Annotated in this window: 7 protein-coding genes and 1 pseudogene; 1 reads left to right on the top strand and 7 read right to left on the bottom strand. The window is 60.3% G+C overall.

Annotation, left to right across the window (positions count from 1 at the left end; all coding sequences use genetic code 11):
- Window positions 1-648: 648 nt before the first annotated feature.
- The 7 genes and pseudogenes from NKH28_RS27145 to NKH28_RS27115 form a co-directional block, all read right to left on the bottom strand.
- Entirely contained in the window at window positions 649-1,413 is a 765-nt protein-coding gene (locus NKH28_RS27145; RefSeq protein WP_352980846.1) for a hypothetical protein, read from the bottom strand.
- Window positions 1,410-2,291: a hypothetical protein gene (locus NKH28_RS27140; RefSeq protein WP_352700463.1), complete on the bottom strand. Its 882-nt coding sequence runs from the start codon at window positions 2,289-2,291 to the stop codon at window positions 1,410-1,412. The genes NKH28_RS27145 and NKH28_RS27140 overlap by 4 nt, the downstream gene beginning before the upstream one ends.
- Window positions 2,288-2,683 carry a phage holin family protein gene (locus tag NKH28_RS27135; protein ID WP_352662262.1) on the bottom strand — a complete coding sequence of 132 codons (396 nt, stop codon included), beginning with the start codon at window positions 2,681-2,683 and terminating at the stop codon, window positions 2,288-2,290. The genes NKH28_RS27140 and NKH28_RS27135 overlap by 4 nt, the downstream gene beginning before the upstream one ends.
- A gap of 4 nt (window positions 2,684-2,687) precedes the next feature.
- The gene (locus NKH28_RS27130; RefSeq protein WP_352467850.1) at window positions 2,688-3,035 is read right to left on the bottom strand and encodes a hypothetical protein; all 348 of its coding nucleotides are present in this window, start codon (window positions 3,033-3,035) and stop codon (window positions 2,688-2,690) included.
- Between the two features lie 237 nt (window positions 3,036-3,272).
- Window positions 3,273-3,596, bottom strand: a pseudogene (locus tag NKH28_RS27125) (transposase); the annotation flags it as partial.
- A 15-nt stretch (window positions 3,597-3,611) separates the two neighbouring features.
- On the bottom strand, window positions 3,612-3,782 hold the full coding sequence (locus NKH28_RS27120) for a hypothetical protein (RefSeq protein WP_352662260.1): 171 nt from the start codon (window positions 3,780-3,782) through the stop codon (window positions 3,612-3,614).
- Between the two features lie 99 nt (window positions 3,783-3,881).
- A complete protein-coding gene (locus tag NKH28_RS27115) occupies window positions 3,882-4,931 on the bottom strand; it encodes a YihY/virulence factor BrkB family protein (RefSeq protein WP_352980845.1) in 1,050 nt (349 codons plus the stop codon).
- Window positions 4,932-5,179: 248 nt separating this feature from the next.
- Between NKH28_RS27115 and NKH28_RS27110 the strand changes: the two genes are divergently transcribed.
- Complete coding sequence (locus NKH28_RS27110; RefSeq protein WP_352980844.1) at window positions 5,180-6,037, top strand: alpha/beta fold hydrolase; 858 nt, start codon at window positions 5,180-5,182, stop codon at window positions 6,035-6,037.
- Window positions 6,038-6,153 lie beyond the last annotated feature (116 nt).

Here is a 6,153-nt window from a genome sequence, read left to right as displayed (position 1 = left end):
ATATCATCGCGTCTCCCCAAAGAAAGCTTGACCCCAGCACTCCGGTGCTCAGGTTCTCCTGGCTGCCGGATGCGCACGTCTGCGGTCTTCACCGGATGCGTACGCGCAAGCCTGGTCGAGTCGAAGCGTTCGCCTGCGCAAGCCTGGTTAAATACGCATTGGCAATAGCCAGATCGGAAGGGCTAGCGCAGCGCTCGGCGAGATCAAGCTCGAGTGGGCGTGTTAAAACGTTCGAAACGAGGTCGCGATAGCGGAATGCCCGAGAACGCCCCAGATGACTGAGCAGTTGCGTGCGCGGGCACCGGCAGCGCCAAGCCGGATCGGAGAAAGTTCGTCCTGACAGCGGACAGAGCGCGCCGTTGCGCTCACGTTATGGGGTCGGCAGCACTTGCACGGTTTTCGGGGTGAATTCCGCTTCAGCCGGTCGCTGGCGGTTTCGCTGAAGGCCGTGACCGACCGGCCGACGATCATCATGCTCGAAGGGGTTGACCGCTTTGTCTTCTCCGCCGTGCGCATCGTCATCGCGCCGTCCGTGGTTCCAGAATATGCAATCCGATGGCTGAACTCGTCGGGACTCGATAAATGTCAGCGCGGCATCATACTTTGCCTTCAGGACGACTGTTTCTCTGCAATGACCTCTGTCTACGCTCATCCAGTTCGGTCGGTGTCCATCTGCTCATTCAGACGTCGTTGATAGGCAAAGCCGACAGCCGCGGCGACTGCCAAACCTGCCGCCGCCAGAAGGAGTTTGTCCTCGGTATGCTCATTGCCCGATGCGTCTTGAATAGCTAACGAAGCTTCATCGAAGGGTGCGGATGCTCTTGCGGCAGTCTCGCCCTCGTGCGCCCCAGCGCCGCTATGGCGGATACCCGCAGCTAGACGTTCTGTCTTCTCTTTAACAGTTTCCTTGGCCACGCCGGTCAACTCGGCAGCTTCGCGTTTTATTTTACCAGCCGTTTCAAGAGCGAAATCACTGACGCTTTCCGCCAAATCACTAGATTGCTCCTTCAGGCGCTCCTTGGCGTACGATAGGTGATCCACCTGCTGCTCGCCGGGTGGCCGGGCTGAATTGGTCCGCCACAAGCTGATCAATCCCGCTCCGACGAGTGCGGTTGCGATCGGCGGATGGCGGAGGAAACGCCACCCCAAACCGGCCCCAATCGCCAAAGCAGCGCTCGGATTGGCAGCCGCCTTGGCCTTGAGATCGTCAATAATCGCCTGCGCCACCGATTGCATTGAGGCTCTTGCTTTCTCCACCAGGGCATTCTTTGCCTCAAGCGCTTCGTGTTTCAAATCATCGGTAAATTCGGAGAGCGTGTTTGGCGACCGAAGTGTCGACAAGTCCTCGGCGAGCTTAGCCCGGGCAGCCTCAACTTCGTATTCAAGATGCTCAAGTTGCGGATCGGCCATCATAAATCTCTCTTGCCACCGGGGCGGGCAGGTTTGCTCGACCGAGCGTTGCCCGACCGCGATTTGGCCGTTATTCCTTCCGAAGGGGTGGCGCTGCCCGGTTGCAGCTTGGCGGCCGGAGTGGATGAACCGCTCGATCCACTTGGGCTTGGCGAAGGCGGCTGCACGGGTTCACTTGATTGCTCTTCTGACAAGGCGCTTCCAAAGGCGCCCGCAACGTCCCTCGCCACCTCCTTGAGGCCGTCCGAATTCAGCCCACGTTCCTCGGCGACGCTCTTGAGCCGTTCGCCCGCCTTTGCTGTCGAAGACTTCAAGCGGTCCCCAGCTTTTTCAGCAGCATCCGTCAATCGCTCTCCTGCAGGGCCGAGCGTGCGCCTCTCGACATCGCTGGCCGGTAAAGCAGCAGCTATAGCGGCACCGGCTGCGAAGCCGGCCAGGACAAAAGCCAATGGCTGTTCTTCCACCATGCGGCCAATCGTGTCCTGGAACGTTGATTGGGCTTGCTGCACCACGCGCCCTGACTTCTCGGATACGGTGCGACCGGCCTGTTCTGCGTATGCCGCGGCCGATGATGCGTAGTGACTTGCGGTTTCACTCACCTTCTCCCCAATGCCGGCTAAATTGTCGCGCATGGCCTCAGCTGTCTCGCTAGCCTCTTCCTGCGTTTTTGACGCCCCGCCGCTGGCGGTGCGTACGTGCGGAGCATTTTGGCGCCCGTTGGTTCCACGGGATTGCTCGCGATGCCCGGCACTTGAACCGCGGCTGCGCATTAGCAGCGCGCACCCTGCTGCGACGAGCAGAAGGCCTTCGGGATTGTTCCTAGCGGAGCTGAGAAGCCATTCTTTCGTTCCAAAATCCTGGACCTGTGAATTGCGGCTCATGTTAGTTGCTCCTTGGTTGTCGCAATATCCTGCTTTATTTGGCTAATGGAGTGTGTCGGCAGAAGTTGTTTTTGCGCATCAGCCCGGCCCCTATAATAGGCGAAAGCAGCGGCGACGCCCGTTGCGGCCGCGACGATCAGACACGACCAGTGCAGGGCTATCCCTAAGCTGGCGATTCCAAGTACGAGGGCTTGCATTAGAAGCAGAGCGGCGACCACTCCCAGCGCGCCAGCAGCAGACATCCACACACCTGCTTGGAGCTTCGTTGAGACGTTGGCGGACAGCTCCGCATGCGCCAGGCGCAACTCTTTTTGAAAGAGGTCCGCGACGTCCGCCAACACTGCCGACAGTGCTTGAGGGAGAGGCGAATTCTTCAGATGTTCCTGTGCCATCAGATCAGTTCGCTCCCTGCCGCCTTCCTTTGATGGACTCTGGTGCGGGAGGCGCGCTCTTCAGTGTGCGGAACGTCAAAAAGCCCGCTACGGCGGCCAGCCCAAACACCAAACCCGGCTTGCGCCTCGCGAAATCGGACGCTGCAAGAACCAGCTGATCGACGGACCTGTCTCGCAGGTCGTCTGCGTATCCATCAAGCCTATTCGCGAAGGTGCGCACGACCCCAGCGACTATCGGTGCGTTTGCGTCGAGGTCCTCGGCCGCACGCTTGGTCGAACTCGCCAGTTGGCCCATCACCTCGGCGCCGCTGCCGACCTGACGGTCCAACATCTCCTTCACCTGATTGGTCACGGTGGACGCGCCACCAACGGCCGCCCGTTTGGCGGTTTCCGCTGCCCCTTGCGCTATGTCGGACGCTTTGGATAACGTGCCGCTTACAGTCGCTCCTATGTCTTCCGAGGTACCGTCACCAACTCTTACCGCAGTCGGGGGACGCCGTTCAGAATTCCGGTTGTTCATGGTTTCCTCCATTCGAGGAGCAAACGGAGGTAAGGCCCGTTGGTTCCCAATGAGTGACTATCTGGGGTTTCAAGTTGCGTTTGCGAACTCGAGGCGCGCATCGCGTGCTTTTGCATTGGGAATGATGGGTAGCTTGCGGGCGGGCGCAATGCGAATAGTCATCTTTTCCTTTCCTGTCTGAAGGCGCGAGGGGATCATATCTGGCGACGGTGAGCGCGACGAGGAGAGGCTGGAGCGCGGACCTTCACGGCCGCCGCGCACCGGTCTTCGACCGCTGCGCCTGCCGCTGTCACTGGCGATCGGCGCCAAGCCTACGAGTTTGGCGATGGCCTTATTGGAAAGGGTGCCAATCTCGGGCAACTCGGCCATCAGGAGTACGCGGGCGACACCGTTGACCGAACGGAAGACCTAATCGAGACAGGCCCACAGCGGGTCGTCGTCGCTAGCGAGGCGATCTCGCCCTTCAAGTCGGCGGCTCTGACGCTTGAGCAGAACAATGACCTCGTCGAGGCTGGCGAGGGGTTCGGCATCGGCGACGGCGCTTTTGCGTTGCTTCTGGATGGTGAGATCGCCAGTCACCTGGGCAAGCCGGGCGACCAGCGCCTTGAGCCGTTCTGGGCTACGCGCCGCGGCGTTGGTTACAGCCGCTTGACCATGGTGTCCAAAGTGATCTGCGCGCTACTCGTTGCGCTCGTCAAAACGCGACTGCTGGTCGGCGGCATCGGCCGATCCGCCCAGCGTGTCGGCAACCGTGGCACCTCGCGCACCCATCGGCTGCTGCGCACCTGTGGTGGTGTCCATCGCTGTCTGATGCTCCATCTCGGAATTCAGCTCCGCACCTACAACCAGGATAATCACAGAAATCCAAGTCCACATCATCAAGCCGATGACTGCCCCAAGAGCCCCATACGTGGCGTTGTAGTTGGCGAAGTTTTCAAGATAATAGGAGAAGCCTATCGAGACTGCGATCCAGACCACAGCGGCGAGGAAGGCGCCCCATGTCGCCCATTGCCACTTTGCCCTTTCCCGGCTGGGTCCGTAGCGGTAAATCAGCGTGATCCCGACGCCCACCATGATCAGCATCATCGGCCACCGAAAGATCCGCACAAGGGCTTCGGTCCAGCCGCCGAGGTTCAGCAGCGCAAGCACGGCCGGCACAATCCCCACCGAGATGATAAAGCCGATACCAATGAGGATGGCGCCAAGTGTGAAGCCCAAGGCCAGGAGATTCAGGTGGATGAAGCCGCGCTTTTCACTCTCCTCGTAGGCGATGTTCATGGCTTCGAATAGCGTCTTTATGCCGTTACTGGCGCTCCACAGTGCGACGGCAAGGCCGAAGATGAAGCCGAAGCTGAGCGCGCCAGCCTTCTGAGCGGCCAAGGACGCAAGCTGAGATCTGATAATATCCAGACCTCCCGAAGGCAGTACGCCGCCAAGGAACGCAATGTGCTCAGCGATGGTCTGAGGATCGGCGACGAAACCATAGATGGACACGAACGCGGCAAGCGCTGGAAAGAGGGCAAGAAGCAGATAAAATGCAGCCCCCGCCGCGATCAGCATAACACGGTCCTCGGTTACCTCAGCAAAGACCTGCCACAGCACGTCCTTCCAGCCGCGGCTGGGAATCTCTGACGGCCATTCGGCATTGCGTCCGCGGCTCTCCCGTTCGGCCCGCCGCTCAAGTTGCACTTGACCTTCGTAAGCGTCCTCGGTTGTTTTCTTCGACATGGCCGCCGGTCCGGAGCATCTTCTTCGCGGGGCAAACGTATAATAGCGCCAAAGGATGCAGGTGCAGACCTGCGCTTACAAATAAACATCCGCCGCCTGCAGCAACAACTGCGCGATCCCCACTTGGCCCTTCGGCTCCCATGCTCATCTGGCGGGGGATGCGACGGCTGAGCGTGCATGTTGTCGGGACGACAGCCTGATAATCCTCATTGCGCTGGATCAGTTTTAGGACACCCGCGTTACCAGCCATGGTCTCGCTCGCGCCTGAACATCAGTTCGTCAACGCCGGAAGCATTCGGTTTCATGTCGTTCAGGCCGGGCCTGCCGGGGGTAAGCCGGTCATGCTCCTGCACGGCTTCCCGGACTTCTGGATCGGCTGGAGACGGCAGATCGGCACGCTCGCTTCCGCCGGATATCGGGTCATCGTTCCCGACCAGAGGGGCTACAACACCAGCGACAAGCCAGAGGGTATCAGCGAGTACACGCTCCCCAAGCTGCTCGGCGATGTCGTCGCCCTAGCCGACGCGCTCGGCATCGGAAGGTTTCACCTCGTCGGACATGACTGGGGCGGCATCGTCGCTTGGGCCGCCGGGGCAAAGTTGCCTCATCGCCTGGACAAGCTCGTCATCCTGAATGCGCCCCATCCCGAGGTGCTGTTTACCCATGCCCTGCGATCTCCGACGCAGTTTCTGCGGAGCAGCTACGCGGTTTTCTTCCAGATCCCCTCGCTGCCCGAAGCCGTTTTGGGTGCGCGGCGCTCCGCCTTGCTCGCACGAGCACTTAGGACATCCAGCCGGGAAGGCGCCTTCGAAGAAGAGGAGATTGCAGAATATCGGCAGGCTTGGGAGCGGCCGGGGGCGCTGACCAGCATGCTCAACTGGTATCGCGCCTTGCGCTTTCGCCCGAGCCTGAAGGAGCGGATCACGACGCCCACTCTTGTTATGTGGGGGATGCAGGACCAGGCTCTGGAATCCGGGCTGGCCAAGCGCAGTCTCGCCCTTTGCGACGATGGCCGCCTGCAGACTTTCGAGGAGGGGACGCATTGGGTTCAACGCGAAGAGAGCAACGCGGTGAATGCGGCGCTTCTGGCGTTCCTGGAGGGCTGAGGAACTCAAAAATGGATAGAAACTGGGGGCAGCGTCAGATGGAGCCGGAGGAGGCCTGCATGCCTGCTGCAAAAGAGGAGGGGACATTACAACTAGCTAAGCTGGATTGCGGTATA

Origin of the sequence: Mesorhizobium sp. M1227, from assembly GCF_040318315.1 — a bacterium.
GTDB lineage: Bacteria > Pseudomonadota > Alphaproteobacteria > Rhizobiales > Rhizobiaceae > Mesorhizobium.
Note: the sequence above shows the minus strand (reverse complement) of the source record. Positions and strands in the feature narration are given on the sequence as shown.

Bases quoted from the DNA above. Each gene is read 5' to 3' on its own strand.
- NKH28_RS27145 (WP_352980846.1), bottom strand. From the start codon at position 1,413: ATGATGGCCGATCCGCAACTTGAGCATCTTGAATACGAAGTTGAGGCT.
- NKH28_RS27110 (WP_352980844.1), top strand. From the start codon at position 5,180: ATGGTCTCGCTCGCGCCTGAACATCAGTTCGTCAACGCCGGAAGCATT.
- NKH28_RS27135 (WP_352662262.1), bottom strand. From the start codon at position 2,683: ATGGCACAGGAACATCTGAAGAATTCGCCTCTCCCTCAAGCACTGTCG.
- NKH28_RS27140 (WP_352700463.1), bottom strand. From the start codon at position 2,291: ATGAGCCGCAATTCACAGGTCCAGGATTTTGGAACGAAAGAATGGCTT.
- NKH28_RS27115 (WP_352980845.1), bottom strand. From the start codon at position 4,931: ATGTCGAAGAAAACAACCGAGGACGCTTACGAAGGTCAAGTGCAACTT.